The sequence below is a fragment of the Pseudomonas sp. KB_15 genome (assembly GCF_052114525.1).
GTDB lineage: Bacteria > Pseudomonadota > Gammaproteobacteria > Pseudomonadales > Pseudomonadaceae > Aquipseudomonas.
Genome location: NZ_JBFREX010000017.1, coordinates 52,631 through 76,290 on the forward strand (window position 1 = coordinate 52,631; position 23,660 = coordinate 76,290).

General features: G+C 58.1%; 21 protein-coding genes. 18 read left to right on the top strand and 3 right to left on the bottom strand.

Annotation, left to right across the window (positions count from 1 at the left end; translation table 11 throughout):
* Positions 1–81: 81 nt before the first annotated feature.
* Positions 82–450 (top strand): hypothetical protein, encoded by a 369-nt coding sequence (locus AB4Z35_RS15930; RefSeq protein WP_429396754.1) that lies wholly within the window; start codon positions 82–84, stop codon positions 448–450.
* A 126-nt stretch (positions 451–576) separates the two neighbouring features.
* Here the strand turns inward: AB4Z35_RS15930 and AB4Z35_RS15935 are convergent, their stop codons facing one another.
* A complete protein-coding gene (locus tag AB4Z35_RS15935; protein WP_442098049.1) occupies positions 577–2,172 on the bottom strand; it encodes a glycoside hydrolase family 17 protein in 1,596 nt (531 codons plus the stop codon).
* A 288-nt stretch (positions 2,173–2,460) separates the two neighbouring features.
* Between AB4Z35_RS15935 and AB4Z35_RS15940 the strand changes: the two genes are divergently transcribed.
* The 3 genes from AB4Z35_RS15940 (at position 2,461) to AB4Z35_RS15950 (ending at position 5,575) form a co-directional block, all read left to right on the top strand.
* The gene (locus tag AB4Z35_RS15940) at positions 2,461–3,312 is read left to right on the top strand and encodes a glycine betaine ABC transporter substrate-binding protein (RefSeq protein WP_429487453.1); all 852 of its coding nucleotides are present in this window, start codon (positions 2,461–2,463) and stop codon (positions 3,310–3,312) included.
* Positions 3,313–3,608: 296 nt separating this feature from the next.
* On the top strand, positions 3,609–3,920 hold the full coding sequence (locus tag AB4Z35_RS15945; protein WP_007998061.1) for a DUF485 domain-containing protein: 312 nt from the start codon (positions 3,609–3,611) through the stop codon (positions 3,918–3,920).
* The gene (locus tag AB4Z35_RS15950; protein WP_442098051.1) at positions 3,917–5,575 is read left to right on the top strand and encodes a cation acetate symporter; all 1,659 of its coding nucleotides are present in this window, start codon (positions 3,917–3,919) and stop codon (positions 5,573–5,575) included. Before AB4Z35_RS15945 ends, AB4Z35_RS15950 begins: the two co-directional genes overlap by 4 nt.
* Positions 5,576–6,113: 538 nt before the next feature.
* Here the strand turns inward: AB4Z35_RS15950 and gltA are convergent.
* The gene (gene gltA, locus AB4Z35_RS15955) at positions 6,114–7,403 is read right to left on the bottom strand and encodes a citrate synthase (protein ID WP_007998067.1); all 1,290 of its coding nucleotides are present in this window, start codon (positions 7,401–7,403) and stop codon (positions 6,114–6,116) included.
* 363 nt (positions 7,404–7,766) lie between these two features.
* On the opposite strand from gltA, the gene sdhC reads away from it, so the two are divergent.
* From sdhC to AB4Z35_RS16015, 12 genes are all read left to right on the top strand, one after another.
* Positions 7,767–8,141, top strand: a complete 375-nt coding sequence (gene sdhC / locus AB4Z35_RS15960; protein WP_033052382.1) for a succinate dehydrogenase, cytochrome b556 subunit — start codon at positions 7,767–7,769, stop codon at positions 8,139–8,141.
* Complete coding sequence (gene sdhD, locus AB4Z35_RS15965) at positions 8,135–8,503, top strand: succinate dehydrogenase, hydrophobic membrane anchor protein (protein WP_007977503.1); 369 nt, start codon at positions 8,135–8,137, stop codon at positions 8,501–8,503. Before sdhC ends, sdhD begins: the two co-directional genes overlap by 7 nt.
* Before the next feature lie 3 nt (positions 8,504–8,506).
* Positions 8,507–10,279, top strand: coding sequence for a succinate dehydrogenase flavoprotein subunit (sdhA, locus tag AB4Z35_RS15970; RefSeq protein ID WP_007998069.1), 1,773 nt, complete (start codon positions 8,507–8,509; stop codon positions 10,277–10,279).
* Between the two features lie 11 nt (positions 10,280–10,290).
* Complete coding sequence (locus tag AB4Z35_RS15975; protein WP_003223007.1) at positions 10,291–10,995, top strand: succinate dehydrogenase iron-sulfur subunit; 705 nt, start codon at positions 10,291–10,293, stop codon at positions 10,993–10,995.
* Between the two features lie 253 nt (positions 10,996–11,248).
* On the top strand, positions 11,249–14,080 hold the full coding sequence (locus AB4Z35_RS15980) for a 2-oxoglutarate dehydrogenase E1 component (protein WP_116263110.1): 2,832 nt from the start codon (positions 11,249–11,251) through the stop codon (positions 14,078–14,080).
* A gap of 42 nt (positions 14,081–14,122) precedes the next feature.
* Positions 14,123–15,340, top strand: a complete 1,218-nt coding sequence (gene odhB, locus AB4Z35_RS15985; protein WP_442098053.1) for a 2-oxoglutarate dehydrogenase complex dihydrolipoyllysine-residue succinyltransferase — start codon at positions 14,123–14,125, stop codon at positions 15,338–15,340.
* Between the two features lie 98 nt (positions 15,341–15,438).
* Positions 15,439–16,875: a dihydrolipoyl dehydrogenase gene (gene lpdA, locus AB4Z35_RS15990; RefSeq protein ID WP_007998079.1), complete on the top strand. Its 1,437-nt coding sequence runs from the start codon at positions 15,439–15,441 to the stop codon at positions 16,873–16,875.
* Positions 16,876–17,056: 181 nt separating this feature from the next.
* Positions 17,057–18,223, top strand: coding sequence for an ADP-forming succinate--CoA ligase subunit beta (sucC, locus tag AB4Z35_RS15995; RefSeq protein ID WP_003223015.1), 1,167 nt, complete (start codon positions 17,057–17,059; stop codon positions 18,221–18,223).
* Positions 18,223–19,104: a succinate--CoA ligase subunit alpha gene (sucD, locus tag AB4Z35_RS16000; protein WP_003223019.1), complete on the top strand. Its 882-nt coding sequence runs from the start codon at positions 18,223–18,225 to the stop codon at positions 19,102–19,104. The genes sucC and sucD overlap by 1 nt, the downstream gene beginning before the upstream one ends.
* A 416-nt stretch (positions 19,105–19,520) precedes the next feature.
* Positions 19,521–20,834: a branched-chain amino acid transport system II carrier protein gene (brnQ, locus tag AB4Z35_RS16005; RefSeq protein WP_442098054.1), complete on the top strand. Its 1,314-nt coding sequence runs from the start codon at positions 19,521–19,523 to the stop codon at positions 20,832–20,834.
* A gap of 262 nt (positions 20,835–21,096) precedes the next feature.
* Complete coding sequence (locus tag AB4Z35_RS16010) at positions 21,097–21,834, top strand: DUF599 domain-containing protein (RefSeq protein ID WP_442098055.1); 738 nt, start codon at positions 21,097–21,099, stop codon at positions 21,832–21,834.
* The gene (locus AB4Z35_RS16015) at positions 21,834–22,235 is read left to right on the top strand and encodes an MAPEG family protein (RefSeq protein WP_116582318.1); all 402 of its coding nucleotides are present in this window, start codon (positions 21,834–21,836) and stop codon (positions 22,233–22,235) included. Before AB4Z35_RS16010 ends, AB4Z35_RS16015 begins: the two co-directional genes overlap by 1 nt.
* Before the next feature lie 67 nt (positions 22,236–22,302).
* Here the strand turns inward: AB4Z35_RS16015 and AB4Z35_RS16020 are convergent, their stop codons facing one another.
* Positions 22,303–22,575, bottom strand: coding sequence for a hypothetical protein (locus AB4Z35_RS16020; RefSeq protein WP_015096182.1), 273 nt, complete (start codon positions 22,573–22,575; stop codon positions 22,303–22,305).
* A 158-nt stretch (positions 22,576–22,733) separates the two neighbouring features.
* Between AB4Z35_RS16020 and AB4Z35_RS16025 the strand changes: the two genes are divergently transcribed.
* Positions 22,734–23,210: a PaaI family thioesterase gene (locus tag AB4Z35_RS16025; RefSeq protein ID WP_108231350.1), complete on the top strand. Its 477-nt coding sequence runs from the start codon at positions 22,734–22,736 to the stop codon at positions 23,208–23,210.
* Positions 23,207–23,659, top strand: coding sequence for a PaaI family thioesterase (locus AB4Z35_RS16030; protein WP_007984572.1), 453 nt, complete (start codon positions 23,207–23,209; stop codon positions 23,657–23,659). The genes AB4Z35_RS16025 and AB4Z35_RS16030 overlap by 4 nt, the downstream gene beginning before the upstream one ends.
* The last annotated feature ends 1 nt before the right edge of the window (position 23,660 follow it).

The window sequence follows — 23,660 nt, forward strand, 5'->3', positions numbered from 1 at the left end:
ACCAGTTAACCGTTGTTATCGCTTGCGAAACGCTTTCGGGCGATTAAGCTGGCCGCCGTTTTTCGCCAATTGGAGTGCTTCATGTCCCGTCGTCTGCCCGTGATTCTGCTGCTTGTTTTGCTGCCTGTCTGGCTGGCCGCCAGTTATGGCGCGCGTTATGGCTTCATGGAGGATGCGCAGTGGGTCGGCATTTGCGTGGATGAGGCGAGCCGCTGGGAATGCCAGGTGCGTTCGAACCTGGGGCTGATGATTCACTTCGGGGTTCTGGGCTGGGCTGCGCTGGGCGCTGCGATCATCGGTTTTGTCGTGCCGGGGCGGGCAGGGTGGTGGCTGGCGGTGCTGGCGCTGGTGTTCGGGTTTCCGGCACTGGCGTTGTACAACACCACGCTGGCGGTGTTTGCGGTGGTGATTGCGGGGTTGCGGTTGGTCAGGGCTTCCCGTAGCGCCTGATAGTCCGCTATCGCGAGCAAGCTCGCTCCCACAATTGATCTTTGTCGCACACGGATTTTGTGTTCACTGAAGATCTACTGTGGGAGCGAGCTTGCTCGCGATGAGGCCAGTCAGGTCGCTAAAGAGTCAAGCCTTGCGAACCCGCAGGCAACGCCACAACGCCGCCACCATCAACACACTCACCAGCGCCCAGCCCCAGGCCTGCTGATTCTGCAAACCTTCACGGAACAGCTGCGGTGCGATGCCGGCGCCGATGATGAAGGTCAGCAGGGCAATCTCCGGACGCGGCACGCTCACCGGACGGCACAGATACACCAGCGCCGGCAGGATGAACGCGACGCTCGGGAAGCTGCGATAGCGCGGATCGAACACCAGCTCCAGCATCATCACGGCGGCCGCGAAACCTGCCGTTGCAACCAGCCAGCCAGCACGGCGCTCCAACCAGTTGAAAGCCCGCCCGCGCCAACCGGTACGAGTGCTCAACGTCAGCGCGGCATGGGCCAGCACCAGCAGATTCAGTGCGGTCAGCAATGCGACCCATAGCCATTCACTGGTAAAACGCGTGGTCACCCGTGCCAGGTCACCCCAGGCGCCAATCGAGCAGGCCGCCAATGCACCGAGCAGGGGCAGCACCAGCGCCGAGCGCGTCGTGCGAACCCGGCCACCGAGCAGCAACGTGCCGATGAAGATCAATCCGCCTGCCGCCAGCCATTGCGACCAGTACGGTACGTTTGTCACTGGCCCGGCCAGCACGCCCTTGTCCTGGCGATCGGCATCGAACAATCCCCAGTAACCCCCGACCGCACCTTCGCTGGCGCGCTTCCACGGTTGGTCGAAGGCTTCGATCAGGTTGTAGTGCCAGCCCTGTTGCTCGGCCATGGCGACAAAACCACGAATGAACCTGGCTTCATTGACCCGGCTCGGCAGGGCTGTTTCGCGCTGGCGGCCTTCGCTGGGCCAGCCGGTTTCGCCGATCAATATATCCTTGGGAGCGAATTTGTTGCCGAACACCTGGCGCACTTCGGCCACATGTTGCAAGGCAGCGTCGATGTTCGACGGATCATCTTCCCAGTACGGCAACAAATGGATGGTCAGGAAGTCCACGGCGGGGGCGATTTCCGGATGCTTGAGCCAGAACTCCCAGACGTCGGCATAAGTGACAGGCTGCTTGACCTGGCTTTTGACCTTGTTGATCAGCCTGGCCAGTTGTGCGCCAGTGACTTCCTTGCGCAGCAGGGTTTCGTTGCCGACGATCACCGCGCTCACCACATCCGGGTTGGCGTTGGCCGAGGCGATGAGCAGGTCGACTTCTTTCTCGGTGTCCACCGGGTTGCTGTTGACCCAGGCGCCGATCATCAGCTTCAAGCCATGCTTGCGCGCAAGGCCCGGCAGGGCTTCGAGGCCGGTCATGGAATAGGTGCGGATGCATTCGAAGCTTTTGGCCAGCAGCGCGAGGTCGGCATCCATACGCTCGGGGCGCAAGTTGAATGGCACATCGAACGGCGATTGATCCTTGTCGAACGGCGTGTAGGACGCGCATTGCAGCTTGTGCGTTGCGCTGGCCACGTCCGGCAGGATCACCGGTTTGCCGAGGCCGTACCAGAAGCCGCCAAGGGCAAACAGCCCCAGCAGGCAAGCGAATAGATAAGCTGCAAAAGGGAAGCGGGATGTCGCGGACATGGTCAGGCCGTGTGGGAGCAAAGCGGCGCATGTTACCTGCATTTGCCGCGTGCTTGGTGGCCTGCATGAATTTGACATGCAAAGTTTGGGCGGATGGGCAGGGAGGGGTATTGCGGTGAGGATTAATGGCTTTCTGATGTCGTTTCTCGATGGCTTGAGGTCGCTCGCAGAGCAGGTCGCGATGAGCGTCAGGTTGATTATCGAAGGCGTCAGTACTCCGCTGATGACAGGGCGAGTTTGCGGTGAGGCGTGATGGGGGCGCTGTGCACCATAACAATACGTTTAAGCGACTCGGCATCCGTCGAGCGCAGCACTTTCGGGGAAGTAACGATGAAGATGCGACGACTCTTGGGCGCAGGTGCCGCTTTGGTGCTGGCGATCAGTTCTACCGTGGCCAGTGCCGCCAGCAAGGAAGTGACGATCGGTTATGTCGACGGCTGGTCGGACAGTGTTGCCACGACCAACGTGGCTGCCGAAGTGATCAGGCAGAAACTCGGTTATGACGTGAAGCTGCAAGCCGTCGCCACCGGGATCATGTGGCAGGGCGTGGCCACCGGAAAACTCGACGCCATGCTGTCGGCCTGGCTGCCGGTGACCCACGGCGAATACTGGACGAAGAACAAGGATCAGGTCGTCGATTACGGCCCGAACTTCAAGGACGCGAAAATCGGTTTGATCGTGCCGGAGTACGTTAAGGCCAAGACCATCGAGGACCTGAAAACCGACGACAGCTTCAAGAACCGTATCGTCGGCATCGACGCCGGTTCAGGCGTGATGCTCAAGACCGATCAGGCGATCAAGGACTATGACCTGACCGGTTATCAACTCAAGGCCAGTTCCGGCGCCGGCATGATTGCCGAACTGACCCGTGCCGAGAAGAAAAACGAATCCATCGCAGTGACCGGTTGGGTGCCGCACTGGATGTTCGCCAAGTGGAAACTGCGCTTCCTCGAAGACTCGAAAGGCGTGTACGGCGCTGCTGAAACGGTGAACAGCATCGGCAGCAAAGGCCTGGAGGCCAAGGCGCCGGAAGTGGCCAAGTTCCTGAAGAACTTCCAGTGGGCCTCCAAAGACGAAATCGGTCAGGTCATGCTGGCGATCCAGGATGGTGCCAAGCCGGAAGCGGCGGCGAAGGATTGGGTCGCCAAACACCCTGAGCGTGTTGCCGACTGGACTAAATGATTTGAGCTGACGCGTCTGGTCAGCACCTTGCAGGGCCGCTTGGCAAACTTATGCCAAGCGGCCCTTTGCTTTTCCCTGTGGGAGCGAGCCTGCTCGCGATTGCGGTGTATCAGTCGGCATTGATGTTGACTGACGCACCGCAATCGCGAGCAGGCTCGCTCCCACATTGTTTAATGCCTGCTGAAAAATGGCGATTCTGTCATGTGGTTCTAAGACTAAGGTCGTCTGGAACCTGCCCCGCAGCCGCATAGAGTGGATACCGTTCCAACTAAATCTGTGCTGCGAGGATAAAAACAATGAACGACAGCATTTACCTCTCGATTCAAAACAGCCCGCGCTTCAAGGAGCTGGTTAGCAAGAGGGAACGATTCGCCTGGATTCTATCGGCGATCATGCTTGGGCTTTACTCCGCCTTCATCCTTTTAATTGCCTACGGGCCGCAAGTGCTGGGGACGAAAATCGGTCCCGAGTCTTCGATTACCTGGGGCATACCGATTGGCGTCGGGCTGATTGTTTCGGCCTTCGTCCTGACCGGTATCTACGTACGACGTGCCAATGGCGAGTTTGACGACCTGAACAATGCGATTCTCAAGGAGGCTCAGCAATGATCCGGCGTCTACTGGCTCTATTGAGCATTGCAGCTTTTGCACCGGGCGCCTGGGCGGCTGATGCCCTGACCGGTGAAGTGCACAAACAACCCCTCAACGTTGCCGCGATCCTGATGTTCGTGGTGTTCGTGGGGGCAACCCTGTGCATTACTTACTGGGCCTCCAAGCGCAACAAGTCCGCTGCGGACTACTATGCGGCGGGTGGCAAGATCACCGGATTCCAGAACGGCCTGGCGATTGCCGGCGACTACATGTCGGCCGCCTCGTTCCTGGGGATTTCCGCGCTGGTGTTCGCTTCCGGCTATGACGGGCTGATCTATTCGATCGGCTTCCTGGTGGGCTGGCCGATCATTCTGTTCCTGATCGCCGAGCGCCTGCGTAACCTGGGCAAGTACACCTTTGCCGACGTGGCGTCCTACCGCCTCGGGCAAACCCAGATTCGCACACTGTCCGCCTGCGGTTCGCTGGTGGTGGTGGCGTTCTACCTGATTGCCCAGATGGTGGGGGCCGGCAAGCTGATCCAGCTGCTGTTCGGCCTCGACTATCACGTCGCGGTGATTCTGGTGGGTGTGCTGATGTGCCTTTACGTGTTGTTCGGCGGCATGCTGGCGACCACCTGGGTACAAATCATCAAGGCGGTTCTGCTGCTGTCCGGCGCTTCCTTCATGGCGCTGATGGTGATGAAGCACGTCAACTTCGATTTCAACATGCTGTTTTCCGAGGCAATCAAGGTTCACCCTAAAGGTGACGCGATCATGAGCCCGGGCGGCCTGGTGAAAGATCCGGTATCGGCGTTCTCCCTCGGCCTGGCACTGATGTTCGGTACTGCTGGCCTGCCGCACATCCTGATGCGCTTCTTCACCGTGAGTGACGCAAAGGAAGCTCGCAAGAGCGTGCTGTACGCAACCGGCTTCATTGGCTACTTCTACATCCTGACGTTCATCATCGGTTTCGGCGCGATCCTGCTGGTCAGCACCAACCCGGCCTTCAAAGACGCGGCCGGCGCGTTGCTCGGTGGTAACAACATGGCGGCGGTACACCTGGCCAACGCGGTCGGTGGCAGCATTTTCCTGGGCTTCATCTCGGCGGTGGCGTTCGCGACCATTCTGGCGGTCGTTGCCGGTCTGACCCTGGCCGGTGCTTCGGCGGTGTCCCACGACCTGTATGCCAGCGTGATCAAGAAGGGCAAGGCTAACGAGAAGGATGAGATTCGTATTTCGAAGATCACCACCGTTGCTCTGGGTGTGCTGGCCATCGTTCTGGGTATTCTGTTCGAAAGCCAGAACATCGCGTTCATGGTGGGCCTGGCGTTCTCCATCGCGGCGAGCTGCAACTTCCCGGTACTGCTGCTTTCCATGTACTGGAAAAAGCTGACCACCCGCGGTGCGATGATTGGCGGCTGGATGGGCCTGATCAGTGCTGTAGGCCTGATGATCCTTGGCCCGACCATTTGGGTGCAGATCCTGCATCACGAGAAAGCCATCTTCCCGTATGAGTACCCGGCGCTGTTCTCGATGATGATTGCCTTTGTCGGGATCTGGTTCTTCTCGGTTACCGATAAGTCCACTGCGGCTGACAATGAGCGGGCGCTGTTCTTCCCGCAGTTTGTTCGTTCGCAGACGGGGCTTGGGGCGAGTGGGGCGGTATCGCACTAAGGCTTCAACGCTTTATATATAAGTTGCACTGAAACCCAATGCCCCGGTCGAGAGATCGGGGCATTTTTTATTGGGCGGTAATCGACCTGAATTTCGTGGATGTACCAGATTTACTGTAGGAGCGAGCTTGCTCGCGATGGACGTCAACGATAACGCGTGCTGTCTGAATGATCGTGTTGTCCTGGCGTTTTTCGCGAGCAGGTCGGATCGCCGCACCGTCGCTCCTACAGGGAAACGAGTTCAATTGCGATCAGGCCGGCCAGTAGGCCGCCTTGCTTTGGCTTTTGATTTTCTTGCCCTTTCGAGAGGCCGAACGTCAGGGGCAAGTGCCCTTTGGTTACTTTGGGCTGGGCCGGCACTCCGGCTTTTCCAAAGTAACCCGCCGTAAGGGCGGAACCATAAGCCGCAGTTACCTAAATAACGGATATGCCCACGATCAAAAAAACCGCCAGGCACAAACAAAAACGGCCTCCTGCTCTTTATATAAAAAGCAGAGGCCGTTCCCGGTAAAACTCAACACGCTACAGCAAGACAGCTCTTACTTGCGGTCTTCCAGCCTGGTGATGTCACGCGACTCGTAGCCGGTGTACAACTGGCGCGGGCGGCCGATCTTGTACGGGCTGGAGAGCATTTCTTTCCAGTGGGAGATCCAGCCGACAGTCCGCGCCAGGGCGAAGATCACGGTGAACATGCTAGTTGGAATGCCGATCGCCTTGAGGATGATCCCCGAGTAGAAGTCGACGTTCGGGTACAGCGAGCGTTCGATGAAGTACGGGTCGGTCAGGGCGATCTCTTCCAGGCGCATGGCCAGTTCGAGTTGCGGATCGTTCTGGATGCCCAGTTCCTTCAACACTTCGTCGCAGGTCTGCTTCATTACTGTGGCGCGTGGGTCGCGGTTTTTGTAAACGCGGTGACCGAAGCCCATCAGTTTGAATGGATCGTTCTTGTCCTTGGCCTTGGCGATGAACTTGTCGATGTTCGAAACATCGCCGATTTCATCGAGCATGGTCAGTACGGCTTCGTTTGCACCGCCGTGGGCAGGGCCCCACAGTGCAGCGATACCGGCGGCGATACAGGCGAACGGGTTGGCACCCGAAGAGCCCGCCAGGCGTACGGTGGACGTCGAGGCGTTCTGCTCGTGGTCGGCATGGAGGATGAAGATCCGGTCCATGGCCTTGGCGAGTACCGGGCTGATCGGTTTGATCTCGCACGGGGTGTTGAACATCATGTGCAGGAAGTTTTCCGCGTACGACAGGTCGTTGCGCGGGTACATCATGGGTTGGCCCATGGAGTACTTGTAAACCATTGCGGCCAGGGTCGGCATCTTGGCAACCAGGCGGATCGCGGAAATTTCGCGATGCTGCGGGTTATTGATGTCCAGGGAGTCGTGGTAGAACGCCGAGAGGGCGCCGACTACGCCGCACATGACGGCCATCGGGTGGGCGTCGCGACGGAAGCCGTTGAAGAAGGTCTTCAGCTGCTCGTGAACCATGGTGTGGTTCTTCACGGTGCTGACGAACTGGGCCTTCTGTTCTGCGGTCGGCAGTTCGCCGTTGAGCAGCAGATAGCAGGTTTCCAGGTAGTCCGACTTTTCAGCCAGCTGTTCGATCGGGTAGCCGCGGTGCAGCAGAATGCCGTTGTCGCCGTCGATATAGGTGATCTTCGACTCGCACGAGGCGGTCGACATGAAGCCTGGGTCAAAGGTGAAACGGCCCGTGGCCGTCAGGCCCCGAACATCGATAACATCGGGACCAACGGTGCCGGTTAAAATGGGCAGCTCGACGGGGGCTGCGCCCTCGATGATCAACTGCGCTTTTTTGTCAGCCATGTGGCCTCCTATTTATGCTTGAAATCATCAGACAGACCCCCCACGCAGGGCCCGCACCACTATAGTGAGATAAATTCGAATGTCAATTTGCCTAAAGTCTTGCTCCAGAAGGCTTTAACCGGACTTTTTTCTCGAAATTGGCTGCCATTTACGCCTTTTATGTCAGTTGCGCAATCCGCTGTTCGGGTTAGGTGTTTGCGTTGTCATTAGTAGCCTAACTGTCTATACTCGGCCACCGACCGCCAAGGGCTTTTGGGCCTGCTTTATTGGGGGTCGCATCCCTGGGTGGTGGTTACCTGACCAGTGCACTCCCCAACAACTTTGCCCTGATTGTTAGGGGCTCTTCAGTGTGAAAAAAAAGCCGTGAAAAGCCAACGACCTGTAAACCTAGACCTAAGGACCATCAAACTCCCCATCACCGGCGTTACGTCGTTTCTTCACCGTGTTTCCGGCATCATCCTCTTCCTGGGCCTCGGCTTCATGCTTTATGCATTGGGCAAATCCCTGGGTTCCGAGGAAGGCTTTGCCGACGTGAAGGCAACCTTGACCAGTCCTCTGGCCAAGTTCGTAGCATGGGGCCTCCTGTCCGCTCTTCTGTATCACCTGGTAGCCGGTGTGCGCCACTTGATCATGGATATGGGCATCGGTGAGACGCTGGAAGGCGGCCGCCTGGGCTCGAAAATTATCATCGCCGTTTCCGTGGTGTTGATCGTTCTGGCAGGAGTTTGGATATGGTAACCAGCGTTACGAACCTTTCGCGTTCCGGTCTTTATGACTGGATGGCGCAACGTGTGTCTGCGGTCGTTCTCGCGGCTTATTTCATTTTCCTGATCGGATACCTCGCTGCGAATCCTGGCATTGGTTATGACCAATGGCATGGCCTGTTCGCCCACAACGGGATGCGTATCTTCAGTCTGCTGGCCCTTGTGGCCCTGGGCGCTCACGCCTGGGTCGGCATGTGGACCATCGCGACCGACTACCTGACGCCAATGGCGCTGGGCAAGTCCGCGACTGCAGTACGTTTCCTATTCCAGGCAGTATGCGGCGTTGCGATGTTCGCTTACTTCGTCTGGGGCGTGCAGATTCTCTGGGGTATCTGATTCATGGCTAACATTCCAACGATTTCTTTCGACGCCATCATTATTGGTGGTGGCGGTGCCGGCATGCGCGCAGCGCTGCAACTGGCACAGGGCGGTCACAAGACTGCCGTGATCACCAAGGTTTTCCCGACCCGTTCGCACACTGTATCCGCCCAGGGCGGCATCACCTGCGCGATCGCGTCCGCCGACCCGAACGATGACTGGCGCTGGCACATGTACGATACCGTCAAGGGTTCCGACTACATCGGTGACCAGGACGCTATCGAATACATGTGTCAGGAAGGCCCGGCCGCGGTCTACGAGCTGGACCACATGGGTATGCCGTTCTCGCGTACCGAACAGGGCCGTATCTATCAGCGTCCGTTTGGCGGTCAGTCGAAGGATTACGGTAAAGGCGGGCAGGCTGCCCGTACTTGCGCCGCTTCAGACCGTACTGGTCACGCGCTGCTGCACACCCTTTATCAGGGCAACCTGAAAGCCGGTACCGTGTTCCTGAACGAGTACTACGCTGTCGATCTGGTGAAGAACGGCGAAGGCGAGTTCGTCGGCGTGATCGCGATCTGCATCGAAACCGGTGAAACCACCTACATCCGCGCGAAAGCCACCGTGCTGGCGACTGGCGGTGCCGGTCGTATCTACGCTTCGACCACCAACGCCCTGATCAACACCGGTGACGGCGTTGGTATGGCGCTGCGTGCCGGCGTACCGGTACAAGACATTGAAATGTGGCAGTTCCACCCGACCGGTATCGCCGGCGCCGGTGTACTGGTTACAGAAGGTTGCCGTGGTGAAGGTGGATACCTGATCAACAAGCACGGCGAGCGTTTCATGGAGCGTTATGCTCCGAACGCCAAAGACCTTGCCGGTCGTGACGTGGTTGCCCGTTCGATGGTTAAAGAGATCATCGCCGGCAACGGTTGCGGTCCGAATGGCGACCACGTAATGCTCAAGCTCGACCACCTGGGCGAGGAAGTGCTGCACAGCCGTCTGCCAGGCATCTGCGAACTGTCGAAGACTTTCGCACACGTTGACCCGGTTGTCGCTCCGGTTCCGGTTGTTCCGACCTGCCACTACATGATGGGCGGCGTTGCCACCAACATTCATGGCCAGGCGATCACCCAGGACGCCGATGGCGTGGATCAGATCATTCCTGGTCTGTTCGCCGTGGGCGAAGTGGCTTGCGTATCGGTTCACGGTGCAAACCGTCTGGGTGGCAACTCGCTGCTCGACCTGGTGGTATTCGGCCGCGCTGCCGGCCTGCACCTGGAAAAAGCACTGACCGACGGTATCGAATACGACGACGCCACCGACGCCGACATCAATGCGGCCCTGGCGCGCCTGTCCGCTCTGAACGAGCGTACCGAAGGTGAAGACGTGGCTACCCTGCGTCGCGAACTGCAAAACTGCATGCAGAACTACTTCGGTGTATTCCGTACCGGCGAATACATGCAGAAGGGTATTGCCCAGCTGGCTGACCTGCGCAAGCGCATCGCCAACGTGAAGATCAACGATAAGTCGCAGGCGTTCAACACTGCCCGTATCGAAGCGCTGGAACTGCAAAACCTGCTGGAAGTGGCTGAAGCTACCGCCATCGCTGCCGAAGTGCGTAAAGAGTCCCGCGGTGCTCACGCCCGTGAAGACTTCGAAGACCGTGACGACGAAAACTGGCTGTGCCACACCCTGTACTTCCCGGGTGACAAGCGCGTGACCAAGCGTGCTGTGAACTTCTCGCCGAAGACTGTTCCGACTTTCGAACCTAAAGTCCGGACTTATTAAGGGTGACCGCCATGTTGCAAGTCAGTGTTTATCGCTACAACCCTGATCAGGACGCTGCGCCGTTCATGCAGGAATTCCAGGTCGATACCGGTGGTAAAGACCTGATGGTGCTGGACGTGCTGGCCCTGATCAAAGAGCAGGACGAGGGTTTCTCCTATCGTCGCTCTTGCCGTGAAGGTGTTTGCGGTTCCGACGGCATGAACATCAACGGCAAAAACGGCCTGGCGTGCATCACGCCGCTGTCTGCTGTCGTAAAAGGTAACAAGTTGATCGTTCGTCCTCTGCCAGGTTTGCCGGTTATCCGTGACCTGGTCGTCGATATGAGCATCTTCTACAAGCAATACGAGAAGGTTAAGCCATACCTGCAGAACGACACGCCGGCTCCGGCCATCGAGCGTCTGCAGTCCCCTGAAGAGCGTGAAAAGCTCGACGGTCTGTACGAGTGCATCCTGTGCGCTTGCTGCTCGACCTCTTGCCCGTCCTTCTGGTGGAACCCGGACAAGTTCCTGGGTCCGGCTGCCCTGCTGCAAGCGTACCGCTTCCTGGCAGACAGCCGTGACACCAAGACGTCCGAGCGTCTGGCTTCGCTGGATGACCCGTTCAGCGTATTCCGCTGCCGCGGGATCATGAACTGCGTCAACGTATGTCCGAAAGGCCTGAACCCGACTAAGGCCATCGGTCACATCCGTAACATGCTGCTTTCCAGCGGCGTGTGATTCAGCTGCTGTACCCGCTGTACCCGTAGATGCTACGGCGCAGGCTTCAACCGGCGCCGTAGTTTTAACCTGAGCAACAGCTTAAAAGGCTGCGGCTCTTATTTTGAAGAAATGAGACAAGCAGGGGCATCCGGGCTGGTACCCGGACTATCAGTGTGATCCTAGTGGCTTGTTTTGGTCGCTGCATTCGGACTTCTGCAAGTTTGCTCGGTGTCGACACCGATGGTGTTCCCCTAACCGAGGGTGACCAAGCATGCAAGAAAGCGTGATGCAGCGCATGTGGAACAGTGCCTACCTATCCGGTAGTAACGCTGCCTATGTGGAAGAGCTTTACGAGCTCTACCTGCACGACCCTAACGCTGTGCCAGAAGAGTGGCGCACCTACTTCCAGAAGTTGCCTGCTGACGGCAACTCTGCCACCGATGTTTCGCACTCCACAATTCGCGATCATTTCGTCTTGCTGGCAAAGAACCAGCGCCGCGCCCAACCGGTTTCCGCCGGCAGCGTGAGCAGTGAGCACGAGAAGAAGCAAGTTGAAGTGCTGCGATTGATCCAGGCCTACCGTATGCGTGGCCACCAGGCAGCCCAGCTTGACCCGCTGGGGCTGTGGCAGCGTCCTGCACCTGCAGACCTGTCGATCAATCATTACGGCTTGACCAATGCCGATCTTGATACGACCTTCCGTGCCGGCGACCTGTTCATCGGCAAAGAGGAAGCGAGCCTACGCGAAATTCACGAAGCGTTGCAGCAGACATATTGCCGCACCATCGGCGCTGAATTCACGCACATCACCGATTCCGAGCAGCGCCAGTGGTTCCAGCAGCGACTGGAAAGCGTGCGCGGTCGTCCGACGTACTCCGCCGACATCAAGAGCCACTTGCTCGAGCGCGTGACCGCCGGCGAAGGCCTGGAAAAATACCTCGGTACCAAATACCCGGGTACCAAGCGTTTCGGTCTGGAAGGCGGCGAAAGCCTGATTCCGATGCTCGACGAGCTGATCCAGCGTTCCGGTTCCTACGGCACCAAGGAAATCGTCATCGGCATGGCCCACCGTGGCCGTCTGAACGTATTGGTCAACACCTTCGGCAAGAACCCGCGCGAGCTGTTCGACGAGTTCGAAGGCAAGAAGAAGGTCGAGCTGGGTTCCGGTGACGTCAAATACCACCAGGGCTTCTCGTCCAACGTGATGACCACCGGCGGTGAAGTTCACCTGGCCATGGCGTTCAACCCGTCCCACCTGGAAATCGTTTCCCCGGTGGTCGAGGGTTCGGTTCGCGCCCGTCAGGACCGTCGCAACGATCCAACCGGTGAGAAGGTTCTGCCGATCTCCATCCACGGTGACGCTGCGTTCGCAGGTCAGGGCGTGGTCATGGAAACCTTCCAGATGTCGCAAACCCGCGGTTTCAAGACCGGCGGTACCGTGCACATCGTGATCAACAACCAGGTTGGTTTCACCATCAGCAACCCGCTGGACTCGCGCTCCACCGAGTACGCGACCGACGTTGCGAAAATGATCCAGGCGCCGATCCTCCATGTGAATGGTGATGATCCGGAAGCCGTATTGTTCGTGACCCAGCTGGCCATCGACTACCGCATGCAGTTCAAGCGTGACGTGGTGATCGACCTGGTCTGCTACCGTCGTCGCGGCCACAACGAGGCCGACGAGCCAAGCGGTACCCAGCCTCTGATGTATCAGCAGATCACCAAACAGCGCACCACCCGTGAGCTGTATGCCGATCGTCTGACCCAGGGCGGTGTGCTGGACGCAGAGCGTGTTCAGGCGAAAGTCGACGAATACCGCAACGCGCTGGACAACGGTCTGCACGTAGTGAAAAGCCTGGTCAAAGAGCCGAACAAAGAGTTGTTCGTGGACTGGCGTCCGTATCTGGGCCACGCCTGGACCGCGCGTCACGACACTCGCTTCGATCTCAAGACCTTGCAGGAACTGTCCGCCAAGCTGCTGGAAATCCCGGAAGGCTTCGTGGTTCAGCGCCAGGTTGCCAAGATCTACGAAGACCGCCAGAAGATGCAAGCCGGCGGCCTGCCGATCAACTGGGGTTACGCTGAAACCATGGCGTACGCGACTCTGGCGTTCGAAGGTCACCCGATTCGTATGACTGGCCAGGACATCGGCCGCGGTACGTTCTCGCACCGCCATGCTGTCCTGCACAACCAGAAAGACGCGGGCACCTACATCCCGCTGCAGAACCTGTACGACGGTCAGCCGCGCTTCGACCTGTACGACTCGTTCCTGTCCGAAGAAGCGGTATTGGCGTTCGAGTACGGTTACTCGACCACCACGCCGAATGCCCTGGTTATCTGGGAAGCCCAGTTCGGCGACTTCGCCAACGGCGCCCAGGTAGTGATTGACCAGTTCATCACCAGTGGCGAGCACAAGTGGGGCCGTCTGTGCGGTCTGACGATGCTGCTGCCGCACGGTTATGAAGGTCAGGGTCCGGAGCACTCCTCGGCTCGTCTGGAGCGTTACCTGCAGCTGTGCGCCGAGCACAACATTCAGGTATGCATGCCGACGACGCCGGCTCAGATCTACCACTTGCTGCGCCGTCAGGTCATTCGCCCGCTGCGCAAACCACTGGTAGTCCTGACTCCGAAGTCGCTGCTGCGCCACAAGCTGGCCATCTCGACGCTGGAAGATCTGGCCGAAGGTTCGTTCCAGACCGTTATCCCGGAAATCGATGCCCAGGACCCGAAAAAGGTCGAGCGCGTTGTTCTGTGTAGCGGCAAGGTCTACTACGACCTGCTGGAAAAACGCCGTGCCGAAGGTCGTGACGACATCGCCATCGTGCGTATCGAGCAGCTGTACCCATTCCCTGAGGACGACCTGAAAGAAGTCCTGGCGCCTTACACCAACGTCAAGCATGCCGTCTGGTGTCAGGAAGAGCCGATGAACCAGGGTGCCTGGTACTGCAGCCAACACCACATGCGTCGCAGCATCAGCAACCTCAACAAGTCTCTCGTACTCGAGTACGCGGGCCGTGAGGCTTCTGCTGCACCTGCATGCGGTTACGCATCGATGCACGCCGAACAGCAGGAACAACTGCTGCAAGACGCCTTTACTGTTTAACGCCTTCGCGCACCTGAAACCGAATTTAAGGAACCACAGACAATGGCTATCGAGATCAAAGCCCCCACTTTCCCGGAATCGGTTGCCGATGGCACCGTTGCCACCTGGCACAAACAACCGGGCGACGCGGTCAAGCGCGACGAACTGATCGTCGACATCGAAACCGACAAGGTCGTGCTGGAAGTGCTGGCTACCGCTGACGGCGTGCTGGGCGCTATCGTCAAGAACGAAGGCGACACCGTTCTGTCCGACGAAGTCCTGGGCTCCATCGTTGAAGGCGGCGCTGCTGCCGCAGCTCCGGCTGCCGCTGCTGCTCCGGCCGCTGCTGCCACTCAAGCTGCCGGCGCTGATGAAGACGCTATCGCAGCTCCAGCTGCTCGCAAGCTGGCCGAAGAAAACGGCATCAACCTGGCTTCCGTCAAAGGCACCGGCAAAGATGGTCGTGTAACCAAGGAAGACGTGGTTGCCGCTGTCGAAGCCAAGAAAGCTGCTCCTGCTGCCGCACCTGCCAAGGCTGCTGCTCCGGCTGCCGCTGCTCCTGTGTTCGCTGCTGGCGATCGCATCGAGAAGCGCGTTCCGATGACTCGCGTTCGTGCCACCGTGGCCAAGCGTCTGGTTGAAGCTCAGTCGAACATGGCGATGCTGACCACTTTCAACGAAGTCGACATGACCGAAGTCATGGCGCTGCGTTCGAAGTACAAGGATCTCTTTGAGAAGAGCCATAACGGCGTACGCCTGGGCTTCATGTCCTTCTTCGTGAAAGCGGCTACCGAGGCGCTGAAGCGCTTCCCGGCTGTCAACGCGTCGATCGACGGCGGCGACATCGTTTACCACGGCTACGCCGACGTCGGCGTTGCAGTTTCCAGCGATCGCGGCCTGGTTGTACCGGTTCTGCGTAACGCCGAACTGATGAGCCTGGCTGAAATCGAAGGCGGCATCGCCACCTTTGGCAAGAAGGCCCGCGACGGCAAGCTGTCGATGGACGAAATGACCGGTGGTACGTTCACCATCACCAACGGCGGTACTTTCGGTTCGATGATGTCGACTCCGATCGTCAACCCGCCACAAGCAGCCATCCTGGGCATGCACAACATCATCCAGCGTCCTATGGCCATCAACGGCCAGGTCGTTATCCGTCCGATGATGTACCTGGCACTGTCCTACGATCACCGTCTGATCGATGGCAAAGAAGCTGTGACCTTCCTGGTGACCATCAAGAACCTGCTGGAAGATCCGGCTCGTCTGTTGCTGGATATCTGATAGAAGCAGCCATGAGCTGCAAGCCTGTGCTGTCGGAAAACCCGCAGCCTGGCTTGCCGCTCGCGGCTTGAAGCTTTTCGCTAAAGAGGATTTTTTGAATGTCGCAGAAATTTGACGTAGTAGTGATCGGTGCGGGCCCTGGCGGTTATGTCGCTGCCATCAAGGCCGCGCAGTTGGGTCTCTCCACTGCTTGCATCGAGAAGTACACCGACAAGGAAGGCAAACTGGCTCTGGGCGGTACCTGCCTGAACGTCGGCTGCATTCCATCCAAGGCCCTGCTGGACAGCTCGTGGAAATTCCACGAAGCCCAGGACGGTTTCGCGATCCACGGTATCAATCACGCTGGCGTGACCATGGACGTGCCAGCGATGGTCGGCCGTAAGGCCAATATCGTCAAAGGCCTGACCTCCGGTGTTGCGACCCTGTTCAAAGCCAACGGTGTGACCTCCATCCAGGGTCACGGCAAGCTGCTGGCCGGCAAGAAAGTTGAAGTCACCAAGCCAGACGGTTCGGTAGAAATCATCGAAGCCGAAAACGTCATCCTCGCTCCGGGCTCGCGTCCGATCGACATTCCACCGGCTCCGGTCGACCAGAATGTGATCGTCGATTCGACTGGCGCTCTGGAATTCCAATCCGTTCCAAAACGTCTGGGCGTGATCGGCGCTGGCGTGATCGGTCTGGAACTGGGTTCGGTCTGGTCGCGTCTGGGTGCAGAAGTGACTGTCCTGGAAGCCCTGGACACCTTCCTGATGGCAGCGGACACCGCTGTTTCCAAGGAAGCGCTGAAAACCCTGACCAAACAGGGTCTGGACATCAAGCTGGGCGCTCGCGTCACCGGTTCCAAAGTGAACGGCGACGAAGTCGTGGTGAACTACACCGATGCCAAGGGCGAACAGAACATCACGTTCGACAAGCTGATCGTAGCCGTTGGTCGCCGTCCGGTGACCACTGATCTGCTGGCTGCCGACTGCGGCGTGACCCTGGACGAGCGCGGTTTCGTGCACGTTGACGATCACTGCGCCACCACCGTACCGGGCGTTTACGCCATCGGCGACGTGGTTCGCGGCATGATGCTGGCGCACAAGGCGTCCGAAGAAGGCATCATGGTTGTCGAGCGCATCAAGGGCCACAAGGCCCAGATGAACTATGATTTGATCCCTTCGGTTATTTATACTCACCCGGAAATCGCGTGGGTCGGTAAAACCGAGCAGGCCTTGAAAGCCGAAGGCGTTGAAGTTAACGTCGGCACCTTCCCGTTCGCAGCCTCTGGCCGTGCCATGGCTGCCAACGATACCGGCGGTTTCGTCAAGGTCATCGCAGATGCCAAGACAGACCGCGTACTGGGCGTCCACGTGATTGGCCCAAGCGCTGCCGAACTGGTTCAGCAGGGCGCGATCGGTATGGAATTCGGCACCAGCGCTGAAGACCTGGGCATGATGGTTTTCTCCCATCCGACCCTGTCTGAAGCCTTGCACGAAGCTGCTTTGGCAGTGAATGGCGGCGCCATCCACATCGCCAACCGCAAGAAGCGTTAAGACATAATAAGAAACCACGGCGGTTTGGCCCGTCGTGAGCCTTGCACGCAAGACTCACCGCGGAATATCCGCTGGACGCAGTCTTGCATAGCTCAGCTATGCAAGCAGCAGTCACAGGTGGTGCGGCACTTGAATGAGTGCAGCACCGAATGCGCAGTACCTAACGAAGACGGTAATAAGCATGAATCTTCACGAGTATCAGGGTAAGCAGCTGTTCGCTGAGTACGGCCTGCCAGTTTCCACCGGTTACGCGGTAGACACCCCGGAAGCAGCAGCAGAAGCTTGCGACAAAATCGGCGGCAGCGAGTGGGTTGTCAAAGCCCAGGTCCACGCCGGTGGTCGCGGTAAAGCGGGCGGCGTAAAGCTGGTTCGCAACAAAGAAGACGCCAAAGCCTTCGCACAGCAGTGGCTGGGCAAGCGTCTGGTGACTTACCAGACTGACGCCAATGGTCAGCCAGTCACCAAGATCCTGGTTGAATCGTGCACTGATATCGCTAAAGAGCTGTACCTGGGCGCTGTCGTTGACCGTTCGAGCCGTCGTATCGTGTTCATGGCTTCCACCGAAGGTGGCGTGGACATCGAGAAAATCGCTCACGACACTCCAGAAAAAATTCTGAAAGCCACTATCGATCCACTGGTTGGCGCTCAGCCATTCCAGGGTCGCGAATTGGCTTTTCAGCTGGGTCTGGAAGGCAAGCAAGTTGCCCAGTTCGCCAAGATCTTCGTAGGTCTGGCCAAACTGTTCCAGGATCACGATCTGGCCCTGCTGGAAGTGAACCCGCTGGTGATCAAGGCTGACGGCGATCTGCACTGCCTGGACGCCAAGATCAACATCGACGCCAACGCCATGTACCGTCAGCCTAAGCTGAAGACTTTCCACGATCCGTCGCAAGACGATCCGCGCGAAGCGCACGCTGCCAAGTTCGAACTGAACTACGTAGCGCTGGAAGGCAACATCGGTTGCATGGTCAACGGTGCTGGCCTGGCCATGGGTACCATGGACATCGTCAACCTGCATGGCGGCAAGCCAGCCAACTTCCTCGACGTGGGCGGCGGTGCTACCAAGGAACGCGTTACCGAAGCGTTCAAGATCATCCTGTCCGACACTAACGTCGCTGCAGTACTGGTCAACATCTTCGGCGGCATCGTTCGTTGCGACATGATTGCCGAAGGCATCATCGGTGCAGTGAAAGAAGTCGGCGTGAAAATCCCGGTTGTTGTTCGCCTTGAAGGCAACAACGCTGAGCTGGGCGCTAAAGTACTGGCAGAAAGCGGTTTGAACATCATCGCTGCTACCAGCCTGACCGACGCTGCTCAACAAGTTGTCAAAGCTGCGGAGGGCAAATAATGAGCGTCCTGATCAATAAAGACACCAAAGTTATCTGCCAGGGTATTACCGGTTCGCAAGGTAGTTTCCACACCCAGCAAGCCATCGAGTACGGCACCAAGATGGTTGGTGGTGTAACTCCAGGCAAAGGCGGCACCGAGCACCTGGGTCTGCCAGTGTTCAACACCGTTAAAGACGCAGTAGCTGCCACTGGCGCTACCGCCAGCGTGATCTACGTTCCGGCTCCTTTCTGCAAGGACTCGATCCTGGAAGCTGCTTTCGGCGGCATCAAGCTGATCGTCTGCATCACCGAAGGCATTCCTACCCTGGACATGCTGGACGCTAAAGTTAAGTGCGACGAGCTGGGTGTTACCCTGATCGGCCCTAACTGCCCAGGCGTGATCACTCCAGGCGAATGCAAGATCGGCATCATGCCAGGTCACATTCACTTGCCAGGCAAGGTCGGTATCGTTTCCCGTTCCGGCACCCTGACCTACGAAGCTGTAAAGCAGACTACTGACGCCGGTTTCGGTCAGTCGACTTGCGTCGGCATCGGTGGTGACCCGATCCCGGGTTCGAACTTCATCGACATCCTGAAGCTGTTCCAGGAAGACCCGAAGACCGAAGCGATCGTGATGATCGGCGAGATCGGCGGTTCGGCTGAAGAAGAAGCGGCTGCCTACATCAAGGCACACGTGACCAAGCCGGTTGTTTCCTACATCGCTGGTGTGACTGCTCCTCCGGGCAAGCGCATGGGCCATGCTGGCGCAATCATCTCTGGCGGCAAAGGCACTGCAGACGAGAAATTCGCTGCTCTGCAAGACGCAGGCGTTAAAACCGTGCGTTCGCTGGCAGACATCGGCAAGGCCCTGGCCGAGCTGACTGGTTGGGCTGTCAAGTAAGCCTCGCGCTTGGCTGACGCTTCACCAAACAAAGGCCACCTTCGGGTGGCCTTTGTCGTTTCCGGGATTTGTGTTGGCTCTGCTGGCCCCTTCGTCGGAACGCCGCCCGGGGCAAGCCCGCTCCCACATTTTGTACGCGTTCCAATGTGGGAGCGGGCTTGCCCGCGAAGGCGGACTTACAGGCACCAACCATTTACATGCATAAACGCGACACAAAAATGTCGTATATCGGAATGTTTGCCCACTAACAGTGCGTTTATCGGCCAAATTCGTTAGGCTACTCGCCATTTTTGCGTCCGCGGCCCACAAGGCTGCAACGCGCTAAAAGGGTCGGTCTTATACGGACTGACAGCATTTCCCTCATCCATAGGGAAATCCCTCTCTAAATTCCGATTCAGTAGTGTGGTATTTCCTTAATGAAAGTGTTGAAAGGCCAGGACATCCTGGCACTTGGTTTTATGACGTTTGCCCTGTTCGTCGGGGCTGGCAACATCATCTTCCCGCCTATCGTCGGTTTGCAGTCCGGGCCTAATGTCTGGATGGCGGCGCTGGGTTTCCTGGTCACCGCGGTAGGTTTGCCGGTGATCACCGTTGTGGCGCTGGCCAAGGTCGGTGGTGCAATGGATGCGTTGAGCAGCCCGATCGGTAAAGTGGCAGGTGGCCTGTTGGCGGCTGCTTGCTACCTGGCCGTAGGACCGCTGTTCGCGACGCCACGTACCGCGACGGTATCGTTCGAAGTGGGCCTGGCGCCGCTGACCGGCGAGAGCCCGCTGGCTTTGTTCCTGTACAGCTCGGTTTACTTCTTGCTGGTGTTCTTCATCTCGCTGTACCCGGGCCGTTTGCTGGATACCGTAGGGCGCTTTCTCGCTCCGCTGAAGATCATCGCCCTGGCCGTGCTGGGCATTGCAGCATTCGCCCTGCCGGCCGGTGACATTGGCCAAGCCACGCCTGAATACGTAGCGGCACCGTTTTCCCAAGGCTTCATCAATGGTTACCTGACCATGGATACCCTGGGTGCCCTGGTGTTCGGCATCGTTATCGTCAATGCCATCCGTTCGCGCGGCGTCGAGTCGCCAGCACTGATCACCCGCTACGCGATCATCGCCGGTCTGATTGCCGGTGTGGGCCTGGCACTGGTTTATGTCAGCCTGTTCCGTCTCGGTTCGGGCAGCCATGAAGTGGCCGCAGGTGCGACCAATGGCGCGGCGGTATTGCACGCTTACGTGCAGCACACCTTCGGTTCGTTGGGCAGCGGTTTCCTCGCGGTGCTGATTTCTCTGGCGTGCCTGGTGACTGCGGTTGGTCTGACCTGTGCCTGTGCCGAATACTTCAGCCGCGTGCTGCCACTGTCCTACAAGACCCTGGTGATTATCCTGGCGGCGTTTTCCCTGCTGGTGTCCAACCTGGGCCTGACCAAGTTGATTGCGTTCTCGATCCCGGTACTGACCGCGATCTACCCACCGTGCATCGTTCTGGTGGCGTTGAGCTTCTGCAAGGACTTCTGGCATGAGCAGGGTCGTATCCTCGGCCCGGTCATGCTGGTGTCGTTCATCTTCGGCCTGATCGACGCCCTCAAGGGTGCAGGCCTGGCGGACTGGATGCCAACGCAAATGGCCCACCTGCCGCTGAGCGAGCAGGGCCTGGCCTGGCTGGTGCCTTCGGTGATGACGCTGGTGGTTGCCGTTGTCTGCGACCGTCTGCTGGGCAAGCGCGAAGAAGCGCTGGCTTAAGCTTTACCGGCCCGTCACAAGCGGGTCTGTGAACAAAACAGAAATGCCCCGTATCAATCGATACGGGGCATTTTTTATGGGCATCAGGCAGTGTCTTTTTTCTTAGGCTAACGTCGAATCACTGCAAAACCCTTTGTGGGAGCGAGCTTGCTCGCGATGGGGGCAGTACATTCAAGATTGATGTCGGCTGACCCGCCGCAATCGCGAGCAAGCTCGCTCCCACAGGGTCTGTGTAATCCGCAAATACATCACAAGGACCTGCATGTCGTTCATCCAAGCCAATCTGATACACATTCTTGCCGCTATCTGGTTCGTCATCTGCTGGGGCGGGTACACCCGCTATGCCACCTGGAAAGGCCGTGACACCGCGTGTCTGGCCAGTGTGCTGCACCTGTATCGTGAGGACTGGATGCGCCGCATGCTGCTGCGTGACAACCGCATCGCCGATGCCAGCGTGATCGGCAATCTGGAGCGCAATGCTTCGTTCTTCGCTTCCAGTACATTGATTATCCTGGCCGGTATTCTCACGGTGCTGGGGGCGTCGGAGCGGGCGGTGTCGTTGCTGGCGGATATCCCGATGGTGCAACAGGCGTCCCAGGGCATGTCGGAAATCAAGTTGTTGTGCCTGGCGCTGGTGTTTGTCTATGCGTTCTTCACGTTCAGCTGGTGCATGCGCCAGTACAACTTCGCCGCCATTCTGGTCGGCTCGGCGCCGATGGTCGGTGAACGCCATGTGTCCGAGCAGGAGCGCAAGGCCTTTGCCGCCCGTGCAGCCCGTGTCATCTCCATGGCCGCCAACCAGTTCAACTTTGGCCTGCGCTCTTATTACTTCGGCATGACCATGCTGGCCTGGTTCGTCAGCCCATGGCTGTTCATGTTGATGAGTGCCGGTGTGGTATTTGTGTTGTACCGTCGCGAGTTTCACTCTGACGTACTCGACGTGATGGTCTATACCCCTACAGAGGCGCCATTGCCCGAGGTGATCAAAGAGGCTGCTTGATGAGTATTCCGTTCTGGTGTGTGTTTATCAGTGCCGTGCTGATTTACGTGGCGCGTATGCCCGTGACCAAGGCCATGAAAGAGCAGGGCGGTTACAACAATCACCTACCGCGCCAACAGCAGGGCCAACTCACAGGTTTCGGTGCCCGTGCGGTGGCGGCGCATCAGAATAGTTTTGAAGCCTTCATATTATTTGCGGTGGGTGTGTTGATGGCGCATACAACGCAGACGGCAGGCTGGCTCATCGATTTGCTCGCGATCATCTTTGTGATCACTCGGGTTATTTATCTGGTGTGTTACTGGAAGGACCTGGCCTGGCAACGCAGTCTGGTCTGGCTGGTGGGATTAATCTGCTCGCTGTTGCTGATGATTAGTCCGACTTTTCGAACGATTTTGCTCTAAGCATTTTTTTGAAGGCAAAAGAAAACCCGCACTTGGCGGGTTTTCTTTTATCACGCTAAAAACCGGATTAGTTCTTAGGCGCTTCCGGAGCGGCCGGAGCGGCCGGAGTGGCCGGAGCAGCCTCTTTTGCCGCTTCCGCGTTCGATTCAGCCTGAGCTTTGGCAGCTTCGGCGTTTTCTTTCGCCGCGTCGTTCACTTTATCCTGAGCTTTGCTCATATCTTGCTGAGCTTGCTCAGCATGTTTGTTAGCTTCTTGAGCTTTGTCCTCGGATTTTTTATCGCAGGCAGCGAGACCGAGGGAAGCGGTCAACATCAAGGCAATAGCTAAAGTCTTACGCATGGGGTGTTTCTCCTGATGAAAAGCATCTACTGGCCTTAAGAACCCACGCATCAGGGTTAAGTTCCTTAATTATTTCAGATATATAAGTTTGTTCTAATGCGGAACTTTTACCCGGAGCGCCACCGCATTGAACGGATTTAAACAAGAGTTTTTATCAAATGGCTGAAAACCCCGTTTTTGAGCGTGCGATGCGCTTTCTGTCGGCGCTGCGACACTGTCAGGTACTTGGACTACGCGTTCACAGCGCCAACAGCGAAGGGCTGACGATTGTGCTGCCGTACAGCCCGCAGATCGTCGGCAATCCCGAAACCGGCGTGATTCATGGCGGGGCGCTGACTTCGCTGATGGACACGGCCTGTGGCATGGCGACGCTCTGCGTGCTCCCGGAATTCGAGGTCTGCCCGACCCTCGATCTACGCATCGACTACATGCATGCCGCCGAGCCGCATAAAGATGTCTACGGCTTTGCCCAATGCTATCGCGTCACCACCGACGTAATTTTCGCCCGTGGCTTTGCCTATCAGGATGACCCCGAGCAACCCATTGCTCATGTGATGGGCACTTTCATGCGCATGGGCAAGGGTCTCAAGGGCACCAAGGGCTTTGGTGGTGCGGTTGCCGGAGGTGCGCAGTGAGCGAGTCTCTAAAGGAGCAATTGCAAAAGGCCCACGAGCAGGGCGATTACGCCTCGCTGCTGGATTTGATTCCCTATGCCCGGCTGATCGGCGTCGAATGTTCACGGGTGGGAGATGAGTTGCTGTTCAAGCTGCCAGCGAACAAGGACAACATCGGTAACCCGTTGTTGCCGGCGATTCATGGCGGTGTGATCGCCGGTTTCATGGAGTTGGCCGCCGCGCTGCACCTGTTGGTGTTTACCGGATCGCCAGGGGTGCCGAAGATCATCGACTTCTCCCTGGATTACCTGCGTGCCGGGCAGTTTCGCGATACCTGGGCCCGATGTCAGGTGTGTCGCCAGGGTCGCCGGGTCGCCAACGTGGCGATTACCGCCTGGCAAAGCACCGAAGCCGAACCCATTGCCACGGCCCGTGCACATTTCAAACTCGAAGAGCCCTTGAAATCCTGAA